The 24199-nt window shown below is 74.4% G+C and carries 12 protein-coding genes; 4 read left to right on the top strand and 8 right to left on the bottom strand.

Annotated features, from left to right (window positions below; genetic code table 11):
* The first annotated feature begins 75 nt into the window (after nucleotides 1-75).
* The 3 genes from WMF43_RS31175 to WMF43_RS31165 all read left to right on the top strand — a co-directional run bounded on the left by WMF43_RS31175 (nucleotide 76) and on the right by WMF43_RS31165 (nucleotide 8861).
* Nucleotides 76-4386 carry an RHS repeat-associated core domain-containing protein gene (locus WMF43_RS31175; protein WP_437670266.1) on the top strand — a complete coding sequence of 1437 codons (4311 nt, stop codon included), beginning with the start codon at nucleotides 76-78 and terminating at the stop codon, nucleotides 4384-4386.
* A gap of 21 nt (nucleotides 4387-4407) precedes the next feature.
* Nucleotides 4408-6909, top strand: coding sequence for a hypothetical protein (locus WMF43_RS31170; RefSeq protein ID WP_437670264.1), 2502 nt, complete (start codon nucleotides 4408-4410; stop codon nucleotides 6907-6909).
* A gap of 131 nt (nucleotides 6910-7040) precedes the next feature.
* A complete protein-coding gene (locus WMF43_RS31165; RefSeq protein WP_437670262.1) occupies nucleotides 7041-8861 on the top strand; it encodes a sigma 54-interacting transcriptional regulator in 1821 nt (606 codons plus the stop codon).
* Nucleotides 8862-8888: 27 nt separating this feature from the next.
* Here the strand turns inward: WMF43_RS31165 and WMF43_RS31160 are convergent, their stop codons facing one another.
* From WMF43_RS31160 to WMF43_RS31125, 8 genes are all read right to left on the bottom strand, one after another.
* Nucleotides 8889-10745, bottom strand: coding sequence for a PEGA domain-containing protein (locus tag WMF43_RS31160; protein ID WP_437670260.1), 1857 nt, complete (start codon nucleotides 10743-10745; stop codon nucleotides 8889-8891).
* A 150-nt stretch (nucleotides 10746-10895) separates the two neighbouring features.
* Nucleotides 10896-12677 (bottom strand): protein kinase domain-containing protein, encoded by a 1782-nt coding sequence (locus tag WMF43_RS31155; protein ID WP_437670258.1) that lies wholly within the window; start codon nucleotides 12675-12677, stop codon nucleotides 10896-10898.
* A 161-nt stretch (nucleotides 12678-12838) separates the two neighbouring features.
* On the bottom strand, nucleotides 12839-19405 hold the full coding sequence (locus WMF43_RS31150) for a kelch repeat-containing protein (RefSeq protein ID WP_437670256.1): 6567 nt from the start codon (nucleotides 19403-19405) through the stop codon (nucleotides 12839-12841).
* A 107-nt stretch (nucleotides 19406-19512) separates the two neighbouring features.
* Nucleotides 19513-19908 (bottom strand): HNH endonuclease, encoded by a 396-nt coding sequence (locus WMF43_RS31145; RefSeq protein ID WP_437670254.1) that lies wholly within the window; start codon nucleotides 19906-19908, stop codon nucleotides 19513-19515.
* Nucleotides 19905-20171: a hypothetical protein gene (locus tag WMF43_RS31140; RefSeq protein WP_437670252.1), complete on the bottom strand. Its 267-nt coding sequence runs from the start codon at nucleotides 20169-20171 to the stop codon at nucleotides 19905-19907. The genes WMF43_RS31145 and WMF43_RS31140 overlap by 4 nt, the downstream gene beginning before the upstream one ends.
* A 111-nt stretch (nucleotides 20172-20282) precedes the next feature.
* The gene (locus WMF43_RS31135) at nucleotides 20283-21023 is read right to left on the bottom strand and encodes an acetolactate decarboxylase (protein ID WP_437670250.1); all 741 of its coding nucleotides are present in this window, start codon (nucleotides 21021-21023) and stop codon (nucleotides 20283-20285) included.
* A 19-nt stretch (nucleotides 21024-21042) separates the two neighbouring features.
* The gene (locus WMF43_RS31130; protein ID WP_437670249.1) at nucleotides 21043-21522 is read right to left on the bottom strand and encodes a MarR family winged helix-turn-helix transcriptional regulator; all 480 of its coding nucleotides are present in this window, start codon (nucleotides 21520-21522) and stop codon (nucleotides 21043-21045) included.
* Between the two features lie 145 nt (nucleotides 21523-21667).
* Nucleotides 21668-22783 (bottom strand): GIY-YIG nuclease family protein, encoded by a 1116-nt coding sequence (locus WMF43_RS31125; RefSeq protein ID WP_437670247.1) that lies wholly within the window; start codon nucleotides 22781-22783, stop codon nucleotides 21668-21670.
* Between the two features lie 209 nt (nucleotides 22784-22992).
* Here WMF43_RS31125 and WMF43_RS31120 point away from each other — a divergent pair, with 209 nt between their 5' ends.
* Nucleotides 22993-24048, top strand: coding sequence for a galactose ABC transporter substrate-binding protein (locus tag WMF43_RS31120; protein ID WP_437670245.1), 1056 nt, complete (start codon nucleotides 22993-22995; stop codon nucleotides 24046-24048).
* Nucleotides 24049-24199 lie beyond the last annotated feature (151 nt).

The raw sequence follows: 24199 nt of genomic DNA, 5'->3' as shown, positions 1-24199 counted from the left end.
ACGTTGTTTCTCGGCTCCGCTCACGCGCGGGACGGTGGTTTGACGCCCGGCCGGAGATGCCGTACGCAGGCGAGCATGCGCACGGCCCCTGTCCCGAACATCCCCGCGATTCCCGGGATGAACCCAGGCGTCTTCGTCCTCGGCGGCGGAGGGGGCGGCGGAGGGGGCCGCGGCAAGGGCGGCAAGGGCGGAAAGAACAGCCAGAAGGCCAAGGGCAAGAACGGCGGCAAGGGGGCCGGCGGCGGCGGCAAAGGCGCTTGCGGCAATGGGACCGGCGATCCGAACGGCGGCTCCTGCCCGAAGCACCACAAGGGGAAGAAGAGCGGCAAGGCCTCGAAGGGCGACCCGGTCGACGTCGTCACCGGGAACGTCTTCACGATTCCCGTGCTCGACGTCGATCTGCCGGGCCCCCTCCCGCTCGAGATCGCGCGCGCTTATTACGCCACCTCGGCCGAGCGCGACGTCGGCCTCGGCTTCGGGTGGTGCCACTCGCTGGCGTGGGACATCGAGGTCGGCCGGCGCTCCATCACCGTGTGGAGCGATCAGGGGCTGGGCCTGGAGTTCGACGCCCTCGAGGAAGGCGAAGGCGAGACCGGCCCCGAAGGGATGGTCCTCTTGCGCGGCGCGCGGGGGTTCGTGCTCGACACGGGCGAGGGCAGGTGGCTCGTGTTCGAGGCGCGCCACGGGGAGCGATGGCTCCTGACCGCCGTCCGCGACGCGTTCGACAACACGATCTCGCTCGTCTACGCCGGCGGGCGGCTCGCGGAGGTGCACGACAGCGCGGGGCGCGTCGTCAGGGTCCGCCGCGACCGCGAGGGTCGCATCGCGGCGTGGGAGATCAAGAACGCGCCGGAGCAAGGCCGCTGGATCGCGCTCGGGCGCTTCGCCTACGACGAGCGCGGTCACCTGGTCGAGGCGCGCGACGCGGACGACCACGCCACCACGTACACTTACGACGATGACCACCTCCTGCTCACGCACACCTCGCCGGTCGGCCTCACCTTCCATTTCCGCTACGACGGGGAGCGGCGGTGCGTCGAGACGTGGGGAGCGTACGGCGCCGGCGCGGACAGGAGCCTCTCGGACGGCGTGCCCGCGGTCCTCGCCGACGGGGAGACCGCTGCGAAGGGCATCTATCACTGCAAGTTCATCTACGATGGTGACGGCTACTCCGAGGCGATCGACTCCATCACCGTCCACCGGTACTTCGGGAACGAGCACGGCAAGCTCGACAAGGCCGTCTCCGCTGGCGCCGTGGTCGAGCGCCGGTACGACGAGGGCGGGAATCTCCTCGCGTACACGGACTCGCTCGGCGCGACGACCCAGTGGAAGCGAGACGCCCTCGGCCGCGTGCTCCAGGAGATCGACCCGCTGGGCCGGGTGACGACGCACGAGCGCGACGCGGACGGGCACATCCGCCGGAGCATCGACGCCATGGGCGGGGAGACCCGCGTGGAGCGCTTCGCCGGAGGCATCGCCTGGACCGATCCGCTCGGCGCGCAGTTCGAGAGCCGCTTCGACGCCCGCGGTCTCGTCGTGGAGACGATCGGCCCGAACGGAGGCCGCACGCGGTTCGGCCACGACGCCCACGGCAACCTGGTGGAGAAGGTCGACGCGTCAGGCCACGTCACCCGGTGGGCGTACGACACCTGGGGACGGTGCACGGCCAGGCAGGACCCGTCCGGCGCGACGTTCTATTACACCTACAACACCCGAGGGGATCTGCTGTCCGAGCGCAAGCCGGACGGCAGCGTCGTCCGCTACGACTACGACGCCATCGGGCAGCGCACGAGCGTGATGGGCGAGAACGGGCGCGTCACCCGTTATGTGTATGGCGGGTTCCGCAAGCTCTGCGAGGTGCACGAGGCCGACGGGGCGGTCACGCGGATGAAGTACGACCGGGAAGGCCGGCTCGTGGAGGTCGTCAACCCGAAGGGCGAGGTCCACTCCATCGCGCTGAACGTGGCGGGGATGGTCGTCTCGGAGCGCACGTTCGACGGCCGGCAGCTGCACTACCGGTACGACTCCGAAGGTCGCCTCATCATGGCCGAGAACGGGCTCGGCCAGAAGACCTGGTACGAATACGACCTCGCGGGTCAGCTCATCGAGCAACGTTACGACGACGACCGGGTGGAGCGGTTCGAGTACGACGCGCTCGGGAGGATCGTGCGGGCCGAGGGCCCGTGCGGCGTGTTCGAGTACGAGCGGAACGCGCTCGGGTGGGTGGTGCGCGAGAAACAGACGGTGGACGGGGAGACCGTCGTGGTGGACATCGCGCGCGATCTCGTCGGGAACGTGGTCCGCCGCGCGACCTCGCTCGGCCACGCGCAGACGTGGGATCGGGACATCATGGGGCAGAGCACGCGCGTCGTGCTCGACGGGGGCGAGGAGATCCTGCCGGTGCACGACGTGCTTGGCCGCGAGGTCGCGCGGATCCTGCCCGCCGGCGGCCGGATCGACGCGGCCTACGACGAGCGCGACCGCCTCGTGCAGCGCCGCGTGACGGCGGCGCGCCTCCCCGCGACGGGGCAAGCCGCGTGGAGCGCCCCTTCGGCCGGCGTGACGACGGTGGAGCAAGCGTACCGGTACTCGCCCGCTTCCGAGCTCCTGGAGGTGCGCGACCGCGCCGCCGGTGTGCGGCGCTTCGAGCACGACGGCGTGGGGCGCCTGGCCTTCGCGGGCATCGACGGGCAAGAGGCCGAGCGCTTCGTGTACGACGCGACGGGGAACCTGTACGAGCAGGCGCTGGTCGAGCGGCGTTATGGTCAGGGCAACCGCCTCCAGCAGCGCGGCAGCAAGCAGTACACCTGGGACGACGATGCGCGGCTCGTCCAGGCGCGCACCGCCGGGCGCGACGGCGAGCAGACCGTCCACTATCGATGGGGGGCCAACGGCCTGCTCGAGGCGGTGGAGCGCCCGGACGGCGTGTGCATCACCTTCGCTTACGATCCGTTCGCCCGGCGGGTCCAGAAGAAGGTCGTCCGGCGCTCGCCGGGCGCCGCGCCGGCCGTGGAGTCGACGACACGGTACGTGTGGGATGGCGATGTGCTGGTGCACGAGATCACGCAGCGCCCGTCCGGCGCCGGCGCCCCGATCGTGGAGGCGCGGACCTACTGCCACGACGACCGGGGGTTTCCGTGGGCGCACCAGGACGTGCGCGTCGAGCGCGGGCAGCGGGTCGCGAGCGGCTACTACCATTACCTGACCGACGACATCGGTACCCCGGAGCGGCTGCTGTCGTCCGATGGCTCGGTGGCCTGCGAGATCCGGCGGAGCGCGTGGGGTCGGTTCGAGGTCTCGCCCGGCGCCGTCACGACGACGCCGATCGGCTATCAGGGCCAGTATTACGATGAGGAGACCGGCCTGTTCTACAACCGGCACCGGTACTACGACCCGGAGGCGGGGCGCTACATCAGCGCCGATCCGGTGGGGCTGATCTCGGGCTTCAACGCCTTCGCTTACGCCGAGAGTCAGCCCACGCGGTTCGTCGATCCGCTGGGGTTGATGGCGAAGGCCAAGATCTGGGATCAGCCGGGGGCCGGCAAGAAGAAGGAGATCTCGGGTTACTCCGAAGGCCAGCCGCGACCTCCGCACGAGCCGGACAAGCCGCGCGACGCGCAGGGCAACCCGGAGTACGACCCCGCGGTCCAGGATGCCGTCGACAAGGCGAAGGGCAAGTTCTCCGAGGAAGACCCGAAGACCAAGAAGCTGAAGGATCCGAGCAAGGAGAGGCTCCCGAACACGGCGGGCAAGTGCGCGGAGATCGAGGCGCTCGACAGGCAGGCGAAGGAGATCCGAGGCGACCTCCAGAAGCAGACGGGCTGGGACAAGCTCTCGAAAGACGAGCAGAACGCGAAGGTCCGGAATGAGCTGCGGGAGCAGTACCGGAAGGGCGCAAAGATCCAGGCGTACGACAAGAAGGGCAATCCGATTCCGCCGTGCAAGTTCTGCGCGCAGGTCTTCCGGGAGCTCGGCATCCATCCGGACAACATCAACGCGGATCCCAACAAGGACACGAAGAAGAAGGGCCAGGAGCAGCCCAAGGCCACCGGCGGCGTGCACCACAACGATGCTCCGTGGGACGGCAAGAAGGTGCATGGCACGGAGAGCCCCAGGACCGAGGCGTCGCAGACGGCCGTCGTGCCCCGCACCGACGGCGAGGGCAAACACGTCACGCAGAAGGATCCCAAGACCGGAAAGAATCAGGGAGTGTATTACCCGCCGGAGAACCCGCCCCCGGGCGGTTATCCGCCGGGCGGGCCGCCGGGGGCTTGGCCGGAGCCTGGAGGCGGCGGTGGTGGCGGGGGGGCGTCCGGCGGCAACCCGTACTACGATGATCAGGGCAACTACATCGGCCCGCGCGACAAGCACAAACCGAGGAAGTAGCGCCAGGGACGGGGACAGCTGATGGAGACCTCCTCCGGAGAAGACACGCTGGCACGCTCGCTCGACGCATGGCGCCTCGCGGACCGGTCGTTCGAAGAGGCCGAGTCCGAGCGGGCGCGCGCCGACGCGATACTGCGGCAGCTCCGGGCGAGAGAGCGCGCGGAGCGGACGTGCTGGGCCGAGAGGGAGATCCCCTTCAGCCTGCGCGCGCGAGCGCTCGAGTGCGGGCTGTGGAGCGCGGAGGAGGCGATCGACCGGCTCCGGCGCGTGGATTTCGTGAGCCGCCACGCGTTCGTCCTCCGCCACCTCGGGGTGTTTCCCGATGCCTCGCTCGGCGCCGTGCTGGCGCTCGCGGTGCAGCCTCAGCCCGGCGATGGATCGGCGTGGTTCGCGGACGAGGCGGCGGTGGTCGCGATCGCGGTGCGCCTCGCGCGCGCCGAGCAACACGACGCCGCGCTCGACGCGATCCGCGCGCTCGGCGTGCGCCGCGCCGAGGCGCTGCGCTCGTGCGCGCCGTACCTCCCCGCCGCGGCGGCGGCGCGCGCCGCGGCGGAGATCGCGGCGTGGATCCCGGAGGCGGAGCCGATCGTCGGGTTCCTGTCGTGGTGCGACCTCCTGCCGCTCTTGCCGGCCCGAGATCGCGAGCGCGCCCGCGGGGAGGGGGAGATCGTCCGGCTGCGCGCGGCCCTCGAGGCCGAGGAGGCGGAGGGGACGTCGCGCGGCGGGTTCTCGGCGCGCGGGCGCGCGGCGCACGCCTTCGCGGGCGCGGGGATGCTCGAGGCGTCGGAGGCCGAGTGCCAGGGCCTCGACGGCGTGGATGAGCTGCTGTCCGTGGCGCGCGAGCACCCGGGCGAGTCGCGCGTGCGCATCGCGCGGCTCGCGCTGGAGCGGGCCCGGACGAGCCGGTGCCTGCCCGCGGCGCTCGCGGACGTCGTGGCGGTGTGCCCGGCGCTCGCGGACGAGGCGATCGCCTGCGCTCGCGGCGAGGCGGACCCCTCGGCGGGGGCGGACGCGCTCCTGCGCGTCGCGGCGCACCTCGGAGAGCCGCGCGCGTCGGCGCTGTTCCACGAGGCGTTTCGCCGGATCGAGGCGCTCGGCGACGCCGCCTCGGAGGCGCTCGAGTGGATCGCGGACTGGGCAGCGGAGCACGGGCCGTCGCTGACGGAGGACGAGCGCGCGGCGCTGGGCGAGCGCCTGGCATTAGCGGTGGCGGCGGCCGAGGAGCGCGGGTCGACACACCCGGTCGAGGCGGCGGCGTCGCGGCTCGGGCGGCTGCTGTTCGGCCCGGAGCGCGCCGCGGCGATCTTCAAGGACAGGGGCTTCGACGTGGTGCTCGACTTCGCCGAGCACCACGCCGCCGGGGACGAGCTGGCGCTCGTGATGGAGTTCGCCCGCGAGCTCGCGGGCGAGCGGAGCGCCCGGCTCGCGCGGGCGCTGCTCCAGGGCGGGGAGGAGCTCTACGACCTCCCCGGGTTCGCCGAGCTGTTCTCCCCCGAGGAGCAGCGCGAGCACCTGCGGGCGGCGCTCGCGCGCCATGAGCGGCCAGCCAGCGTGGAGATCCTCGCCACGCTCGGGCGCGCCGCGCGGCTCGCCGCCGGCGCAGACCGCGGCGTGGTCCTCTCGCTCTACCTCGACGAGGCGCGCGAGCGCGGCGGGCCCGTGCGGCTGAGGGGGGTGTCCGCCGCGGCGTCGCTCGCCGAGGGCGACCAGCGCGCGGCGCTCGTGGACGAGGTGCTGGCGCTGGTCGACGAGCGCGATGAGCTCGAAGAGGAGGATTGCGTCGAGGCGATCGCAGCGGTGTTGCCGCTGGTCCCGGCGGAGCGCGCCGCGCAGCTCGCCGGGCGGGTGCTCGATGCGGTCGCGGCGGGGCAGATCGGCAGGACGCGGGCGGGCGATTGGCTGATGGCCATTCCAGATCCGGTGTGGGCCGCGCTGCCGGCGTCCCGGTGGGAGCCGGCGCTGCGCTGGGCGCTGGAGGAAGGGGCGGAGCTCTTCGACCGGGCGGCCTGGCGACAGAAGTCCTTGTCGCGCGAGGTGCGCGTGATGCTCGAAGCGCGGGCCGAGGCGGACCTACCCTCGGATGTGCGCGACGAGGCGGCGTCGCCGGGCGCAGCCGCGGCGGGCGCCGGGGAAGGGGAGCTCTCGCCCGAGGAGCGGCTCCGCCGGTGGGCGAGCGGGGCGGCGTCGCGGTCCAAGGCGGAGCGCGAGGCCTCCGCGCCGGAGGTCGAAGCCGCCGTGCGGGCCCTCCTGGCGAAGCCGGATACCGAAGACGGCGCGCTCCGCGATGTGCTGGCGAGCCTGCCCGCCGCCGCGTTCCGGGCGATCTGGTCGGCGCGCGCGCGCGCCGACGCGTGGCGACGCACCATCGACATCAGCGATCCCGCCCTCTTCGCCTACTTGCCTTCGGAGCACTACCTCCACGCCGAGGCCGTCCTCCAGCTCGTCCTGCGGCTCGGCGGCTCCTCGGCGCTGTGCGACTTCGCGCGCATGCTCGTCCACCTTCAGACGCAGTCTGCGGTGTAGGCCGCCGCGCGGAATCACGTCCTCTCTCCAGCGGACGCCGGAGCACGCGCGACCGTCGCCGCCAGCAGCGAACCCGCTTGTACACCGCGCGGTGCGACGCCGTTCCGTGATGTCGCCAAAGTGCGTCCTCCTTGAATCACCCCCCCTTCCGAGGGAAGCTCTCCACGGTGGACAGGCTGAACTCCAGGGCGCAGACCGCGAGCCTTGACCGGAGCGATCTCTTCGAAGCCAGCCTGGACGCCTCCGCGTACCTGCTCGTGATCGACGGCTCCTCCTCGCGGCGGTTCCCGCTGCCGCGCGAGGGGATGTTGTTCGTCGGCCGCTCGTCGGAGTCCGAGATCTGCGTCGCCGCCGCCGCGGCGTCGCGGCGTCACGCCAAGTTCCTGGTCGCGGACGGCGAGGTGCAGGTCACCGACCTCAAGAGCCACAACGGGACGCTCGTCAACGGCGAGCGCCTCGAGGGCTCGCGCCTGCTCTCCTCCGGCGACGTCGTCGCGATCGGCGACGCGCTGCTCATCCTCCGGCGCGATCCGCGGGCGCCGGACCGCGCCGTCGTCGACCTCGGCCGGTGGCGCCGGCGCCTCGAGGAGGAGCTCGAGCGCGCCGGCGACTACGGCAGGCCGCTCGCGGTGGTCGCCGTGTCGATGGCCGGCATGCGGGACCGGGGCGCCGCCGGATCGAGGGCCGCGGCCGCGCTGCGGCTCATCGACGTGCTCGCCTGGAACGGCGGCGCGCAGCTCGTCGCCCTGATGCCCGAGCTCGGCGCCGAGGCGGCGCACGCGGCCGCGCTCGAGCTCCTGGAGGCGCTCGCGCCGCTCGCGCCGGAGGTCCGCGGCGGGCTCGCCTCGTACCCGGCGGACGGCTGCGACGCCGAGACCCTCGTCTCCGGCGCCGCCGCGGCCGCCGCGATCGCCGCGCCGGGGACGGTGGCCGGCGCCGCGGACACCGCGGTCCGGCACGACGTCGGCGGGCGCGAGATCGTGCTCGCCGACGCGGCGATGATCCGCGTGTTCGAGCTGATCCGCCGGCTCGCCGCGAGCGATCTCTCGGTCCTCGTCCTCGGCGAGACGGGCGCCGGCAAGGAGAACGCCGCGGCCGCGCTGCACCACTGGTCCGACCGCGCCGGCAGGCCGATGATCACGCTGAACTGCGCCGCCCTCCCCGAGACGCTCGTCGAGAGCGAGCTGTTCGGGTACGAGCGGGGCGCGTTCTCGGACGCGCGCGCGCCGAAGCCCGGGCTGCTCGAGCGGGCGCACGGCGGCACCGTGTTCCTCGACGAGGTCGGCGAGCTCCCCCTCGGCGCGCAGGCGAAGCTCCTGCGCGCGCTCGAGGCGCGGCGGATCACCCGCCTCGGCGACGTGCGCGAGCGCGAGGTCGACTTCCGCATCGTCGCCGCCACGAACCGCAACCTCGAGGTCGAGCGCCGCGAGGGCCGCTTCCGGGAGGACCTGCTCTTCCGCCTCAGCACGGCGGTCGTCGAGCTGCCGCCGCTCCGGCACCGCCCGCGCGAGGTGCCGATCCTGGCGCGCCTGTTCCTCGTCGGGGCGCGCGCGCGGGCCGGCAAGGCGGCGCTCGAGCTCTCCGAGGCCGCGCTCGCCAAGCTCGCGGCCTACCCGTTCCCGGGCAACGTGCGCGAGCTGAAGAACGCGATGGAGTTCGCGGCGGCCACCGCGGAGGGCGACGTGGTCGAGCTGTGGAACCTCCCCGACCGCATCGTGGGGCGCGAGGCCGCGGCGGCGCCGTCCCCCGGCGCGCCGTCCGCGCCGGCGCGCTTCCGGCCGATCGCCGACGAGCTGAAGGAGCTCGAGCGCCGGCGGATGGAGGAGGCGCTCGAGGCGACGGGCGGGGTGCAGACGCGCGCGGCGGAGCTCATCGGCATGCCGGCGCGCACGTTCGTGTTCAAGCTGAAGCAGTACGGCATCGACGCGCGCCCGGCGAAGCGCCGGCCCTGAGCCGAGGCGCCCGGCGAGGCGCGGGCCTCAGAAGTCGAACCGCGCGCCGATCCCCGGCGCGAGCATCATGAACACGGGGCCGAGGAGCGCGTCGCCCCCGAAGGTCCCGAGCCCGTCGATCCCGGCGCTCACCCCGTGCGCCTCGGACCACTGCGGCGTCGTCAGGCTGATCAGCACCGGCGCCGCGACCCCCGCGGTCAGCTCGACGTGCCGGCCGAGCGGCAGCCCGATCCGCACCTCGGGCGTCACGTGGAGGAACGCCGCGTCGTGCTGCTCGATCGCGGGATCCAGCGGGTAGCTCCGCGCGTCGCTCGCGTAGAACTCGCCCGTGCGCGTGTCGAGCACCGTGCCGAGCATCTCGCCGACGCCGAGCCGGAAGTGCAGCGGCCAGCGCTCGCCCAGGGTGAGGCCGACCCACGCCCCCACGAGCCCGGCGCGCAGCGCGAGCACGTCCTCCGCCGTGCCCGCCTGCGCCGGCAGCCCGACCGGGGTCAGCGACGCGGTCCGCCCGGAGATCGTCTGCGTCGCCGCGACATGGCCGACCGTCACGCCGAACCCGAGGCCCATGCCGAGCTCGTACCCGGCATGGACCACCGCGCCGCCCCCGACGCCGATCGCCATCCGGCAGTCCTCGCCGCACTGCCTGGTGATGTCGCCCCCGAACGTGGGCACCAGCATCAGCGCCGTCCCGAGCTCCACGACCGCCCGCGCCGGCCGCGCGGGCTTGCGCCAGAACGGCGACAGCTCGTCGCGCCCGAGCCGCACGCGCAGCACCTTCCGCTCGCCGCGCGCCACCGCGATCCGGCGCGCCTCGGGCACGAACCCCGGCGCCGCGATCTCGATCCGGTGCTCCCCGGCGCGCAGCCGGCCCTCCCAGATCCCGCGCCCGACCGTCACCGCGTCGAGCGCCACGCTCGCGTTCACCGGCTCCGGCTCGATCCGGAGCGCCGCCGCGAGCTCCTCGGCCTGCAGCGTGATCGGCGTGAGCCGGTCGAGCTCGATGGAGACCGAGACCGGCAACGTGCCGAGGTCCCCCTCGCCGCGCAGCAGCACCACGTGGTCGCCGGCCGCGAGCCGCCCCTCCCAGGGCGTCTTCCCGACGACGCTCCCGTCCACGACCACGTCGAGCGCCCTGCCGCCCTGCTCGGCGACCCGCAGCCGCCCGGCGCGCATGAGCGCCCGCAGCCGGGCCGCGACGCGCGCGGTCTGGCCGCCCGCCACCTCGACCCGGCGCTCGAACGGCTCGAACCCCTCCTTGGCAAGCCGCACGACGTGGCTCCCCGCCGTCACGCGGAGCGGCGCGAGCAGCGGGAACTCGCCGCGGCTCTGCCCGTCGATCGTGACGCCCGCGCCCGGCTCGGCGCCGTCGATCTCGATGGTGCCGACGAGGCCGCGCAGCTCCACGACCTCGCGCTGCACCACCTCCTTGGCGCCGGCCGGCAGCTCCGCGCCGAAGTCCCGGAGCAGCGCCTCGAACATGTCGAGCGCCTCGTCGTGGCGCTTGAGCTGCTTCAGGCACAGGGCCGCGCTGGAGGTGGCCGCCCACATCGGATGGAGCTGCCGCGACGCCAGGAACTCCGCGAGCGCCGCGGCCCACGACCCCTCGGCGTAGAGCGCCCGCCCCTTGGTGTACCGCGCGACGGCCTCGCTCCGCCGGGCGGCCGCGGCGACCGCCGGCGGCGCGACGGTTGATGCCGGCGCGGGTTCCACCGGCGCGGCCGCTGGCGCGGCTTCCGCCGGCGCGGCCGCTGGCGGCGCGGCCGCCGCCGGCCCGTCCTGCGCCTCGCGCGGCGGCGTGTCCTCCGGCGCGCCCAGCGCCCGGCGCGGCAGGGCCGCGACGAGCTCCAAGGCGGCGAGCAGCCCGATCGCGGCGCGGCGCCTCATGAGCTCAACGGCGCCCGCCCGGCGACCCTGCGCCGTCCACGCCTCACGACCGGGCCGGCGCGCCCAGCAGCCGCGGGCGACGCCGGCCGCTTGCCGGCCTGCGGCGGCGCTGGCCGCCCCCTGACCTGTTCCCCGATCGACATACGCCCCTCACGGCTCGACTGGGGGCATGAGCACGTTTTCCGGTCCCGGCGCCGGCTTCGGGGCCGGCGCGGGCTGTTTCGAGGCCGGCGCGGGCCGCTTCGGGGCCGGCGCGTCCGCCGCCGTCGGCTCCTGGTCCGGCGCGTCCGCCGCCGTCGGCTCCTGGTCCGGCGCGTCCGCCGCCGGGGGTCTGCCGTGCGGCTTCACCGCCGGGACCGCCGCCCTCCTCGTGACGGAGAGCTCCAGCGCGGGAGGGACCGCGCCGGCCTCGGTCACGAAGACGTCGCGCTCGACCTCGTTGCCCCCCTTGGCGATACGGACGCGATGGCGGCTGCCGGGCATGCCGGAGACCGTCACGGCGCCGTCCTTCACCTCCGCCGGCGCGCCGTCGACCTCCACGAGCGCGTCCGCCGGCGCGACCGCCAGCGAGACGTGCCGCACCTCGAGGGCGACCATCGCGCCCGTGAGCGCCGTGGCCGCAGGCGCCTCGAGGGACGGCTCCGGGGCCGCCGCGAGGCGCGCCGCGTCCCCGGGCGCCTCCGGCGGCGCCGCCTCGGCCCCGGAGGGGGCGGCCCACGGCCTCGACAGCAGCACGTAGCCCGCGGACGCCGCGGCAGCCGCCACCGCGATCGCCGCGCCCGCGGCCGCGAGGGTGCGCCGCCGGAGCGGCGCGGCAGGCCGCAGGGTTGCGCGCTCCGACGGCGGCGGCGTCGCCTGGCCGCCGGTGGTCGTGAGGCGCCGCGCGCTGCCCGGCGCGTCGGCCCCCTCGAGCGACACGGTGCGCTCGCCACCCTGCGATGCGGTCGCGGTCGCGGTCGCCTCGGGCGCGTCGCTCCACGCCAGGTCCTCGTCCCACGGCGACGGCGCCGCCCTGGCGGGGGGCGCGCCGCGCGCCGGCACGAGCATGTCCTGCCGCAGCGCGAGCCCGTCGGGCAGCAGCGGGCGCAGCGCCTCCAGCATCGCCGTCGCGCTCGGGTACCGATCCTCCGGCCTGATCTGCAGCGCCCCGTGCACCACCTCGGCCACCTCGCGCGGCACCCAGGGGGCGACCTCGTGCAGCGGCGGCACCGGCGAGGTGCAGATGCTCACGAACAGCTTGCTCAGCGAGCCGGCGCTCTCGTGCGGCGCCTGCCCGGACAGCGCGCAGTAGAGCGCGCTCCCGAGCGACCAGAGATCCGAGCGGAAATCGACGTCGCGGCTGTTCTCCACCTGCTCGGGCGACATGTAGAGCGGCGACCCGAGGAAGCTCCCCGTGCCCGTGAGGCCGGTCGTGTGCGGCATGTCCAGCGCGTCCGCCTTGATCTTGGCGATCCCGAAGTCGAGCAGCTTGACCGTGATCTCGCCGTCCTCGCCCCGCGCCAGGAAGATGTTCGCCGGCTTGATGTCCCGGTGGACGACCTGCGCCTCGTGCGCCCGCGCGAGGCCGCGGAGCGCCTGCGCCGCGATCCGCAGCGCCGCCTCCGCCTCGAGCGGCCCGACGTGGCGGATGAGCCGCTGCAGGTCGTCGCCCTCGAGCAGCTCCATGACGAGGTACAACATCCCCGAGAGCTCGTCGTCGCCGGAGTCGAGGATCCTGACGATGTGCTCGCTCTCGATCGCGCCCGCCGCCCTCGCCTCGCGGCGGAACCGGTGCGCGCCGCCGCCGCGCGAGGCGATCAGGTGCTCGCGGATGACCTTCACGGCCACGCGCCGGAAGGTCCCCGTGTGTTGCGCCTCATACACGGCGCCCATGCCGCCCTTCCCCAGGAGGCGGAGGATCCGGTACTTGCGAGCAAGCGTCGTGCCGACCAAGCCGGCGTGAGCCTACCAGACGCCGCTGCGGCATGGCAACGGAAGCAGGGACACGGCGGCGCCGCGGTTCATGCGATGGAAACGTGATCCGAGGCGGGCCGTCGCGACGCCGGAGGGAGGGCTCGGGGCCGAGGGCGCGCCCGGGGATCCCCCCTCGGCGATCACGGCAAGGGTTGCCGAGTCGGCAGGCCTTGCCGAGGCGCGCTCGCCGGCGCTGCCGCGCGCCGCCGGGCCGCGGCGAGGGCAGGGAGGGCGGCGAGGAGCAGCAGCCCGAGCGGCCGCGCCCCGCGCCCGGAGGCGCCGGACGGCGCGCGCGCGAGGGCACACGAGGTCGTGTCGAAGAACTGCCGGTCCGGGGGGAGCGGCGCGCAGGCGCGCGCGAGATCACAGACGTAACCGGCCGCGCAGTCGTTGATGGAGTCGCAGGTCTCCTTGCAACTGCCGGTCGCGGCGTCACACGTGAAGGGCGAGCACTCCGGGTGCAGCGGCGTGCAGATCCCGTCCGCGCTGGCGCCGAGGCGCCTGGAGCAGGCCTCGCAGCCGCTCGCCTCGCAGGCCTGGTCGCAGCAGACGCCGTCGACGCAGTGGCCCGTCCGGCACTCGCAGGGCGAGCTGCAGACCGCGCCGATCGGGCGAGCGCTGAACAGCTCGGCGCCGGGCTGGACGTCCGGGTCGCCGACGGATCCGGCGAGCAGCACGCGGCCGTCGGGGAGCGCCGTCGCGGTGTGTGCATTACGGGGAGCGTTCATCGAGCTCGAGGGGTTCCAGGTGAGGGACCGGGGATCGAACAGCTCGACGCTGGAGAGCACGCGGCCGCTGAGGGCGCCGCCGGCGACGAGGACACAGCCGTTGCTCAGCAGCGCCGCGGCGTGCCCGAGCCGCTCGACGTGGGTGGGATCCGCGCTCTGCCAGCGCTGGGACCCCGGATCGAACAGCTCCGAGCCGCGGCTCTCGGCGTCGGCGATGCCGCCCGCGATCAGCACCTGGCCGCTGTCCAGCAGGGTCGCCGTGTGCAGGCGGCGGCCGGCCTTCATCGGCGTCGTCTGCGTCCAGGCGTTCGTCGACGGGTCGAACACCTCCGCGCTGGAGAGGAGGGCGCCTGCCGTGCCCTCCTGCGATTCTCCACCGGCGACCAGCACCCGGCCGTCGCGCAGCAGCGTCGCCGTGTGAGCATGGCGCGCGGTGCGCATCGGCGCGGCGGCCGCCCAGCGCTGGGTGCCGGGATCGAACAGCTCTGCGCTCGCGGTCGATGCGGCGCTGCCGTCGGGGAACTCGAGCCCGCCGGTCACGAGCGCGCGGCCGCCCTTGAGCGCCGTCAGCTGGTGCCCCTCGCGCGCCACGCGCATCGCTCCCGCCGCGCTCCACTGGCGCGTCGCCGGGTCGAACAGCTCCGCGGCGGACGTCGGGAACCCGGAGCTCGGGTCGACGCCGCCGGCGACGAGCACGCGGCCGTCCGAGAGGAGCGCCGCGGCGTGGCGGGTGTGCCCGGCGCGCATCGAGCCTGCTCGGGTCCAGGCTCCACCCGCGGGGTCGAACAGCTCGGCGCTGGAGAGCGCGGCCGGGTCGTCGCGCCCGACGCCGCCGGCGACGAGGACGCGGCCGTCGTGCAGCAGGGTCGCCGTGTGGGCGGAGCGCTCTTCGGCCATGGCCGCGGCGGGGGTCCAGGCGTCCGCGTGGGGATCGAACAGGTCGGCGCTGGCGAGCAGGTCCGAGCTGCCGTAGCCGCCGGCGGCCAGGAGCCGGCCGTCCTGGAGCAACGTCGCGGAGAAGTCGGAGCGCGCGGCGCGCATGGGGGCCGCGGACACCCACGTCAGGGATTCAGGATCGAAGAGCTCCACGCTGACCAGGGGGCCGCTCTCGCCGAGCCCTCCGGCCACGAGGACGCGGCCGTCCGCGAGGCGCGACGCGCGGCCGTTGGATCGCGCCGACGCCATGGGGGCGGCGCGGGTCCAGGTGTCGACCGCGGGATCGAAGATCTCGGCGCTCGCGAGGTATCCGACCTCGTCGTCGCCGCCAGCGACGAGCAGGCGGCCGTCCCGGAGCAGCGTCGCGGTGTGGCTGGAGCGGGCGTCGTTCATGCGCCCGACGCGGCGAAATTCCCCGCGCTGCGGGCTGAACACCTCCGCGCTGGCGGGGTCGTCGCCCCCGCCGCCCGCCACCAGCACGCGGCCGTCCAGCAGCAGGGACGCGGTGTGATGGAGGCGCGCCTGGCTCAACGGCGGTGTCGCCGTCCAGGCCTCGGCGAGCGGGTCGAGCAGCTCCGCGCTCCCGAGCGCGTGGGCGCGCTCGTCCCCGGGCTCGCCGCTCGTGCCGCCCACGACGAGCACCGCGCCGCTCGCGAGCAGGGTCGCCGTGTGAAGGTGACGCGCCGACTGCATCCTCGGGCCCGCGGTCCACGCGCCGGTCCGGGGATCGAAGAGCTCCACGCTGGACAGCGGCTCCGCGTCGCCGGAGCCCCCGGCGACCAGCACGCGGCCGTCCCGCAGCAGCGTGGCCGTGTGCGCCCGGCGCGGCGTCGCCATCGACGACACGGCCGTCCAGCGCCCGGTCCCGGGATCGAAGAGCTCCGCGCTGGACAGCGTCTTCACGAGGTCCTGACCGCCCACGACCAGCACCCGGCCGTCGTCCAGGCGCGTCGCCGTGTGCAGCGCACGCGCGGTGGTCATCGCTTCCTCCAGCGGGATCCAGGCCGGGTCGACCAGGACGGCCTCGCCGTCGGCGTCGACCCAGAGCTCGATGGTGGTCCCGCGGGCGACGAGCGAGGCGGCGACGGGGCGGTCCGGCGCGGCATAAGCGAGCGGCGCGGTGACGCTGAGCCGAGGTTCGCCGGCCGGGTCGACGAGCTCGACGGCCTGGCCGCGCTGTTGCGGGGCGGCGCCGTGGATGTCCCAGACGGCGACGGGGGCGGCGCGGGTGACGGCGCTCGGCGCGAGCAGCAGCCATTCCTCGTAGCCGGCGTCGGTGGCGGCCCAGAAGGAGGCGCCGCCGTCGCGGGAGTACATGACGGCGTCGCCCTCGAGGGCGCCCTCGCCCGAGGCGCCGCGCTCGCGGACGTGGACCTCGAAGCCGTCCGGCAGGGCGAGGTGGACGGCGCCGTCGCCGCGCCGGGGCAGGCGCGCGCGCAGCCCTGACCGGGGCGCTTGCCGGGGGAGGGGAGCCCAGAGCGCCTGGGGCGCCGCGAGGCCGCTCTGGGGCGCCGCGAGGCCGCTCTGGGGCGCCGCGAGGCCGCTCTGGGGCGCCGCGAGGCCGCTCTGGGGCGCCGCGAGGCCGCCGAGCGCCTGCAGCCTCGCGAGGAGCGCCGGCGCGGCCGCCTCGAAGCCCTCGCCGGTCGCGGCGAACGCGGCGCGCCCGCGCAGCACCGTCTCGGCCTGGCCGGGGAAGTCGCGCCGCAGGGCGCGCGCGTCGGGCTGCTCGGCGTCCGCCGCGCACCCGAGCGCAGCGAGCGAGCCGGCGGCGACCAGGGCAAGGCGGCGTCCAGCGCCGCGGGCCGATCGGCGCCGCCGCCTCGCCGCGAGGGCAGCGAGCAGCAGCACGCCGAGCGGCAGCGCCCATCGACCCGCGGCGCCGGACGGCGCGCGCGCGGCAGCGCCGCCGAGCGCGCACGAGCTCGTGTCGAAGAAGCTCCGGTCCTCCGGGAGCCGCACGCAGCCGCCCGACAGATCGCACACGTACCCTTCCGCGCAGTCGTTGACGGACTCGCAGCGCTCCACGCAGCTGCCCGTCTCGGCGTCGCACGCGAACGGCGAGCACTCCGGGTGCCGCGGCGTGCAGATCCCCTCCACGCTGGCGCCGCGGCGCACGGAGCACGCCTCGCAGCTGACCGCCTCGCAGGCCTTGTCGCAGCAGACGCCGTCGACGCAGTGGCCGGACTGGCACTCGCACGCCGAGCTGCAGGGCGCCCCGAGCGGCGCTGCGCTGAACAGCTCGGCGCTGGGCAGGTAGTCGTCCCCGTCGACGCCGCCGACGAGGAGCACGCGGCCGTCGAGGAGCCGCGTCGCGCTGTGCCCCGACCGCCGGAAGGCCATCGGGCTCGCGGCGCGCCAGGTGAACGTCCGCGGGTCGAACAGCTCCACGCTGGCGATCGTGCCGTGGACCGGCGTCACGCCGCCCGCGATGAGCACGCAGCCGTTCTCCAGCAGCGCCGCGGGCTGCGACGACCGCCTGGCGTACATCGGGGGCGCGGCCTCCCAGCGCTGGGACTCCGGGTTGAACACCTCGACGGTGGCGTTCCCGGAAAAGGTGTCGCCGCCCGCGATGAGCACCCTGCCGTCGTCCAGCAAGGTCGCCGTGTGCAGCGTCCGGGCATCCCTCATGCGCTGCGTCACTTCCCTCCAGGCGCCGGTCTCGGGGTCGAACACCTCCGCCGTGTCGAACATCCCGTAGTGGTCGTCGCCCCTCGGGAGCACGCCGCCCGTGACCAGCACCCGGCCGCTGCGCAGCAGCGTCGCGGTGTGCGCGATGCGGACCGAGGTCAGCGGGCCCGTTTCCGTCCAGCGCTCGGTCCTGGGGTCGAAGATCTCCGAGGTGGCGAGGAACTCCTTGGATCGCACCATGCCGCCGACGGCGAGCACGCGGCCGTCGTCGAGCAGGGTCATCGTGTGCAGCCGCCGGGCCGTGCGCATCGACGCCGTCGGGGCCCACCGCAGCGTCGCCGGGTTGAACAGCGCGGCCGAGGACACGGCGTCGATGTTCAGATCGTCGCTGGTCTGCCCGCCGGAGACGAGCACGCGGCCGTCCGTGAGGCGCACCGCCGCATGGCCATCGCGGGCGGGGCGCATCGGCTCGGCGGCGATCCAGCGCCCGTCCTCCGGCTGGAACAACAAGGCGCTCGCGACCGGCCGCTTGGCGCTGAACATCTCGTCGCTGACGGGCACGAGGCCGCCCGCGACGAGCACGCGACCGTCGGCCAGCAGGGTCGCGGTGTGGTTCGCCCGCGCCTCATCCATGCGCTCGGCGGGCGCCCACGAGCCCGAGCTCGGCTCGAACAGCTCGACGTCTTTGAGCGCGTTCCAGCTGCCGTGGCCGCCGGCGGCGAGCAGCCGGCCGTCCTTCAGGGCGACCAGGGGAAACACCTGGCGCGCCGCGTTGAGGGACGCCGTGGCGCTCCAGGTCCAGGTATCCGGGTCGAAGATCTCGACGGCGGCCGAGGTGCCGTGCTCGTCGTTCCCGCCGGCGACGACCACGCGGCCGTCCGCCAGGACCGCCGAGCCGCTGTTGCTCCGCCCGGTCCCGAGGCTCCCGGCGCGCGTCCACGTCATGAACGCGGGGTTGAAGATCTCGGCGCTCGTGTGCCGCTCGTCCCGGTACGAGCCGCCCGCGACGAGCAGCTCGCCGCTCGGGAGCAGCTCGGCGATGTGGCCGCTCCGCGCGCGGTACATCGGCTCGGCGGGGGTCCAGGTCCCTGACCCCGGGTCGAACAGCTCGACGCTCGCGAGGCCCTCGCCCCCGGCCACCAGCACGCGACCGTCCGGCAGCAGGGAGGCGGTATGATACCCGCGCGCGACGTTCAGCGACCGGGTTTGCGTCCATGCCTGAGTCCGCGGGTCGAACACTTCCGCGCGGGGGGCGATCCTCGGCGGGCTCCCGTCCCCAGGGTGATTCCGCCAGCCGCCCACGACGAGCACGTCGCCGCTCCGGAGCAAGGTCGCCGTGTGGCCGTGGCGCGCGGACGCCATCGGGGGCGCGGTCGTCCAGCCGTTGGTGCGGGGATCGAAGATCTCCACGCTCTGCAGCGCCTCGTCGTCGTCGAGGCCCCCGATGACCAGCACGCGACCTTCGGGCAGCAGCGTGGCCGTGTGCTCCTTTCGCGGCGCGGCCATCGGGGGCACGACCGTCCAGCGCCCGGTCCCGGGATCGAACACCTCCGCGCTGGACAGCGCCGTCCACCCCCTGCCCGCCTCCTCGTGGGAGCCGCCCGCGACCAGCACCCGGCCGTCGTGCAGGACCGTCGCCGAGTGCTGTTCCCGCGCGATGGTCATGTGCGACGAGAGCGGGATCCAGGCCGGGTCGACCAGGACGGCCTCGCCCTCGGCGTCGACCCAGAGCTCGATGGTGGTCCCGCGGGCGGCGAGCGAGGCGGCGACGGGGCGGTCCGGCGCGGCATAAGCGAGCGGCGCGGTGACGCGGAGCCGCGGCTCGCCGGTCGGGTCGGCGAGCTCGACGGCCTGGCCGCGCTGTTGCGGGGCGGCGCCGTGGATGTCCCAGACGGCGACGGGGGCGGCGCGGGTGACGGCGCTCGGCGCGAGCAGCAGCCATTCCTCGTAGCCGGCGTCGGTGGCGGCCCAGAAGGAGGCGCCGCCGTCGCGGGAGTACATGACGGCGTCGCCCTCGAGGGCGCCCTCGCCCGAGGCGCCGCGCTCGCGGACGTGGACCTCGAAGCCGTCCGGCAGGGCGAGGTGGACGGCGCCGTCGCCGCGCCGGGGCAGGCGTGCGCGCAGCCCTGACCGGGGCGCTTGCCGGGGGAGGGGAGCCCAGAGGGCCTGGGGCGCGGCGAGGCCGTGGAGCGCCTTCAGCCCCGCGAGGAGCGCCGGCGCGGCCGCCTCGAAGCCCTCGCCGGCGGCGGCGAACGCGGCGGGCCCGCGCAGCACCTTGTCGGCCTGGCCGGGGAAGTCGCGCCGCAGGGCGCGCGCGTCGGGCTGCTCGGCGTCCGCGGCGCACCCGGGGGCGACGGCGAGGAGCAGCGCGAGGAGCGGCCGCAGGAGACAAGGAATCAGGGCGCGGTGCTGCATACCGCGTCTTGTACCAAGCCCCACGGAGCAGCGACAGCCGGGCCGGCGCGGGCGTTGATCGCCGGGCCGAGCTTCCTGACGCTACGCCGACGCGCTGACGCCGGCCTTCAGGATCGCGCCCCGAGCTCCGTGCGGAGCTCGATCCGGGTCGGCGAGTTCATGCTCAGCACACGCGCGGTCGCTCGCGCGGTGGGCGTTCGCCCCACGATCACGGCCCCTTCCACCGAGAAGTGCTCGCCCCACGCGTCGAGCCGCGGGTTGAACAGGGGCACGACGGCGCCGGTGGCGGGGTCGATCCCCGTGAGGTTCGGGCCCTTGTGGAGATTGCAGTGATAGCAGGCCAGCGCCAGGTTCTCAGGGCCGTCGCCGCCGCCGTGCTGTCGAGGGACGATATGCTCGATGTGGAACGCCACGAGCGGAACCAGCTCCTGCCGGAGCCCGCAGTACTCGCAGCGTCGCGCGGCGCGCGTCCGGACGAGGTCGCGGAGCGCCCGGGCGATCACGCGCCAGGGGCGCTTGCCAGCACGGATCTGGCCTTCGACTGGAGCACGGTGAGAAAATCAATGGCCGCCACGTAAGCGCTGTACTCGTCGTGTTCGTCCGGCGAGAGCGTCCCTTCGGTGCACTTGTCGGCGAGCTCTTCGATCCGGGCCTGCGTCTCCGCGTCGGCGCGCAGGCTCACCAGCGCGCGGGCGACCTCGGGGGTCAAGCAGCGACCCACGGGATCGAGGAGGCGGGCGATGGCAGCGGCGGCGTCCACGGGCATGGCGGGCAGCATACCAGAAAGACCCGCGGCCCGCCGCAGGTGTGGCCCCGCGGCACCCGGAGATCCGGCCGCAGCGGACCGGGGGCCCCATTCACCGGTCGGCGCGCCCCCTCAACGCGCCGGCAAGAGGACGCGCGCTCCGCCGACCACGGTGACGCCGTCGACATGGCCCGTGAGCGGCCGCTCCGGCAGCACCACATGAAAGTGCGTATTCGATCCCATGTGCGTGAAGATGCCGTGGTGCTGCTTCGAGAAGAAGCCGACCAGGGTCCCCTCCGCGGCGGGGAACGTCCCGCGCACGGACGCCCGGACGTGGTCCGCGTGCCCCCCGCCGGGCGCGAGCTTCCGGCCGTCGATCACATGCCAGCTGAGTTCGCGGAAGCTCCCCTGGATCTGCACCGGGACGGCGCCCTCTGCGTCGAGCCCGCGCTCGCGCAGCAGCGCCTCGATGCGCGCGTCGAGCTGCGCGTCGGGCACGTCGGCGTCGAGCGTCGCCTCTTGCCACCTCGGGACGTTGGCCACCACGAAGAGGGTAGCCTGCTCCTCCGCCCCGTCCGGGCGGACGTCGACCGTCCCATCGTCGCGCGCGTACGCCGTCCAGATCGCGTCGTCGACGACAGTCACCTCCCCGCGCAGCTCGCTGAGCGCGCCGAGCCCGAACGCATGGGGCCCGGGGACGACGGCGCCGACACGCACGGCGGGCCCCGTCTGCCCCTCGTGCATGATCGCGCGGAGCGCGCCGAACGATCGGACCTCCACCGGCGCCTGCGCCTGCGCCGGCGCAGGCGCGCTCGGCGCCGGGGTTCCAGGAGACTCGGTGGAGGGCTGGCAGGCGAGGACCTGAGACAACACCGCAGCTCCGACGACGACGTTAGACCACATCACCCGCGCTCCCGGCATTCGAATGCTCCTCCGCCGCGCGCCGGAGCGCGCCGTTCAGCACGTGCAGCGCCCGCAGCACGGCGCCGCGCTCCGCGCAGGGGATCGCGTCCAGGATCGCCTGGAAGCGCGCCGCGCTGCGCTCGTCCAGCCGCGCCGCCAGCCGGCGGCCCGCCGCGGTGAGGCGCAGGCGCCGCACCCGCGCGTCGTCCTCGCCGACCTCCTGCTCCACCCGGCCGTCGTCGCGGAGCCGCTGGATCAGCCGGGTGACGTTGCTCTTGTCGATGCCGAGCGCCTTCCGGAGGTCCCCCTGCGACAGCCGCACCCCCGCCTGCTCGGCCTCCGCGAGGACCGCGACCGCGTGCGCCTCGCGCGGCGACAGCCGCACCCCGCAGGGCGTCCGCTCCTCGTCCAGGAGCCCGAACCCGCGCACGAAGGCGCGCACCTCGGCGCGGAGCTCTCTCGTGCTCACCCGCCGAGCTGAACACGGATGGTTGCGTATCGCAACCAATTTCGCCAGGGCAGCCCGCGCCTGGGCCCCGCTGGCGGCGAGCCCGACCTTCTCCCCTGCCAGGCGCGAGGACCTCGCCGGCGGGCTCAGCCGCCTTCGCGCCCGATCACCCCTTCACCCCGGGCGCCGGCAACGTGCGCGCGAGCTCCTCGGGGAAGCGCTGGAACCACGACGTGAGCAGCAGCACCTCATCGAGGTCGCCGGGCGGCACCGGCGCGGCGGCGGGCTCGGCGGGGCCGAAGACCTCGGCGGCGAGCCGATCGAGCGCGCGGCGGTCGTCCTCCGAGCGCGGCGCCGGGGCCTCGGCGCGGACGCGGCCGCGCCGGATGAGGTAGACGCGATCGTCGCCCTCGTGCCCGGGGACGGGGTAGAGGAACGAGAGCGACCCGAGCGCGAAGCGGAGCCGATCGAGCTCCGCGCGCAGCGCCGTGAGCCGCTGGACCCGGTCGCGCAGGGCGGCGGCGCGCTCGAACTCGGCGCGCGCGCGGGCGGCCTCCATCTCCTCGCGGAAGCGGGCGATTGGACCGTCGCTCCGCCCCTCGAGGAACGCGCGCGCGAGCGCCACCCGGCCCTCGTACTCCCGCGACGAGCAGCCCGCGACGCACGGCCCGAGGCAGCGCTTGATCTCGTAGCGAATGCACCCGGGCGTGCGCTGCCCCAGCGAGAACAGCGCCTGCTGATCGCTCCAGCGGATCGGCACATCCTCGGCGCAATCGCGCAGCCCGAGCGCGTTGGAGAGCGCGCGCACCGCCTCGCGGACGCGGCCCGCGCCCGTGAACGGGCCATAGTACAGCGCGCCGGCGTCGCGCGCCGGTCCGCGCGCCACGTGGAGCTTCGGCGCCGGCCCGCGCGTGACCTTGATGAAGGCGTAACGGCCGAGATCGCGCTTCATTGCCACGTTGAACCGCGGCCGCATCCGCCGGATATGCCTGAGCTCGGCGAGCAGCGCCGCGAACTCGCTCGGGCAGTACTCCCACGTAATCCGGCTCGTCTCCCGCAGGATGCGGGCCCCCTTCTCCTCGGGATCGCAGCGGAAATAACCGAGCAGGCGCGTCCGTAGCCGCTTTGACTTGCCCACGTAGAGGACCGCGCCGTCCTCTCCGGACATCTGGTAGACGCCAGGCCGGTTCTCGGCCCCTTCGCGCACCGAGGCGCGCAGCAGCGAGAGCCGCTCTTCGTCGCCTGACCTCTTCCGGGCCGGGAGCAACGCCGCACGCGACATCGCCCGTGTTCTTGCGGACGCGCGGCCGCCGCGCAAGCCGCGCCGCCGGCCCCGAGCGCCGCCCCGCCGCCGCGCTCGCCGACGAGAGATGGACTACGCATCCGCCCCGGGTGCCAGCGCCCAAGACGCTTGACAATCCGGCGCGGTTCCTCCTTCCTACGGGCTCGCTGAGCCCGAGCAAGGACCTCGACGAGTAAGGAGATCTCCGTATGAGAACGCTTCGTTTCGCGGCGGCGACGGCCGCCGTCCTGATGGCCGGTTGTCAGGAAGGCGGCACGACGAGCGGCGGGCCCGCGGCCGGCAACGCCGCCCCCGGCACGGGCACCTCCACCGCGGCCGCCGCCACGCCCAAGATCGGTGTCGCCATCTACAAGTTCGACGACACCTTCATGTCCTATGTGCGGCGGACCATCGAGGAGAGCGCCAGGGGCAAGGCGGAGCTGAACGTCGTCGACAGCCAGAATCAACAACCGACGCAGAACGATCAGGTCGATCAGCTCCTCGTGCAGGACTACAAGGCGCTGGCGATCAACCCGGTCGACCGGACCGCGGTCTCGGTCATCATCGACAAGGCCAAGGCCAAGAACGTGCCTGTCGTCTTCTTCAACCGCGAGCCCACCAAGGAAGACATGGGCAAGTGGGACAAGATCTACTATGTCGGCGCCAAGGCGGAGCAGTCGGGCACGATCCAGGGCCAGATCCTCGTCGACTACTGGAAGGCCCACCCGGAGGCCGACCGGAACAAGGACGGCAAGATCCAGTACGTCATGCTGACCGGCGAGCCCGGGCACCAGGACGCCCTCCTCCGCACCGAGTACTCCATCAAGGCGATCACCGAGGCCGGGCTCCAGGTGGAGAAGCTCGCCGAGGACACGGCCATGTGGGAGCGCGTCCGGGGGCAGGAGAAGATGGCCGCCTTCCTGGCGGCGCACGGCGACAAGATCGAGGCCGTCCTCGCGAACAACGACGACATGGCGCTCGGCGCCATCGAGGCGCTCAAGGCCGCGGGCTATTTCACCGGCAGCAAGTTCCTCCCGGTGGTGGGCGTCGACGCCACCCCGCCCGCGCTCGACGCGCTCGCCCAGGGCACGCTGCTCGGCACGGTCCTGAACGACGCCAAGAACCAGGGCAAGGCGACGTTCGAGCTCGTCCACGCGCTTGCCGCGGGGACCGAGGTAAAGTCGACCGTCGCGCCGCTCGACGGCCGGTCGGTCTGGGTCCCCTACCAGAAGGTCACGAAGGAGAACTACGAGCAGTTCAAGTAGGGCGAGCGCGCTCGCGAGCCGATCCTCGGCGCGGGCGGGGCGCTCGGCCTGCCCTTCCCGTCAGCCTTGGCCGGGGATCGGCCGCGGCCGCCCTCGAGCGATGTGGGTCGGGGCCCGGCGCTCGCCGTCCCCTCGTCAAGAGCACAGGAGA

Origin of the sequence: Sorangium sp. So ce131 (assembly GCF_051519095.1) — a bacterium.
Classification (GTDB): domain Bacteria; phylum Myxococcota_A; class Polyangia; order Polyangiales; family Polyangiaceae; genus Sorangium.
Note: the sequence above shows the minus strand (reverse complement) of the source record. Positions and strands in the feature narration are given on the sequence as shown.

Excerpts from the sequence above, each read along its gene's own strand:
- WMF43_RS31175 (WP_437670266.1), top strand. The coding sequence starts at position 76 with ATGCGCACGGCCCCTGTCCCGAACATCCCCGCGATTCCCGGGATGAAC.
- WMF43_RS31160 (WP_437670260.1), bottom strand. The coding sequence starts at position 10,745 with ATGAGGCGCCGCGCCGCGATCGGGCTGCTCGCCGCCTTGGAGCTCGTC.
- WMF43_RS31150 (WP_437670256.1), bottom strand. The coding sequence starts at position 19,405 with ATGCAGCACCGCGCCCTGATTCCTTGTCTCCTGCGGCCGCTCCTCGCG.
- WMF43_RS31125 (WP_437670247.1), bottom strand. The coding sequence starts at position 22,783 with ATGTCGCGTGCGGCGTTGCTCCCGGCCCGGAAGAGGTCAGGCGACGAA.
- WMF43_RS31170 (WP_437670264.1), top strand. The coding sequence starts at position 4,408 with ATGGAGACCTCCTCCGGAGAAGACACGCTGGCACGCTCGCTCGACGCA.
- WMF43_RS31120 (WP_437670245.1), top strand. The coding sequence starts at position 22,993 with ATGAGAACGCTTCGTTTCGCGGCGGCGACGGCCGCCGTCCTGATGGCC.
- WMF43_RS31140 (WP_437670252.1), bottom strand. The coding sequence starts at position 20,171 with ATGCCCGTGGACGCCGCCGCTGCCATCGCCCGCCTCCTCGATCCCGTG.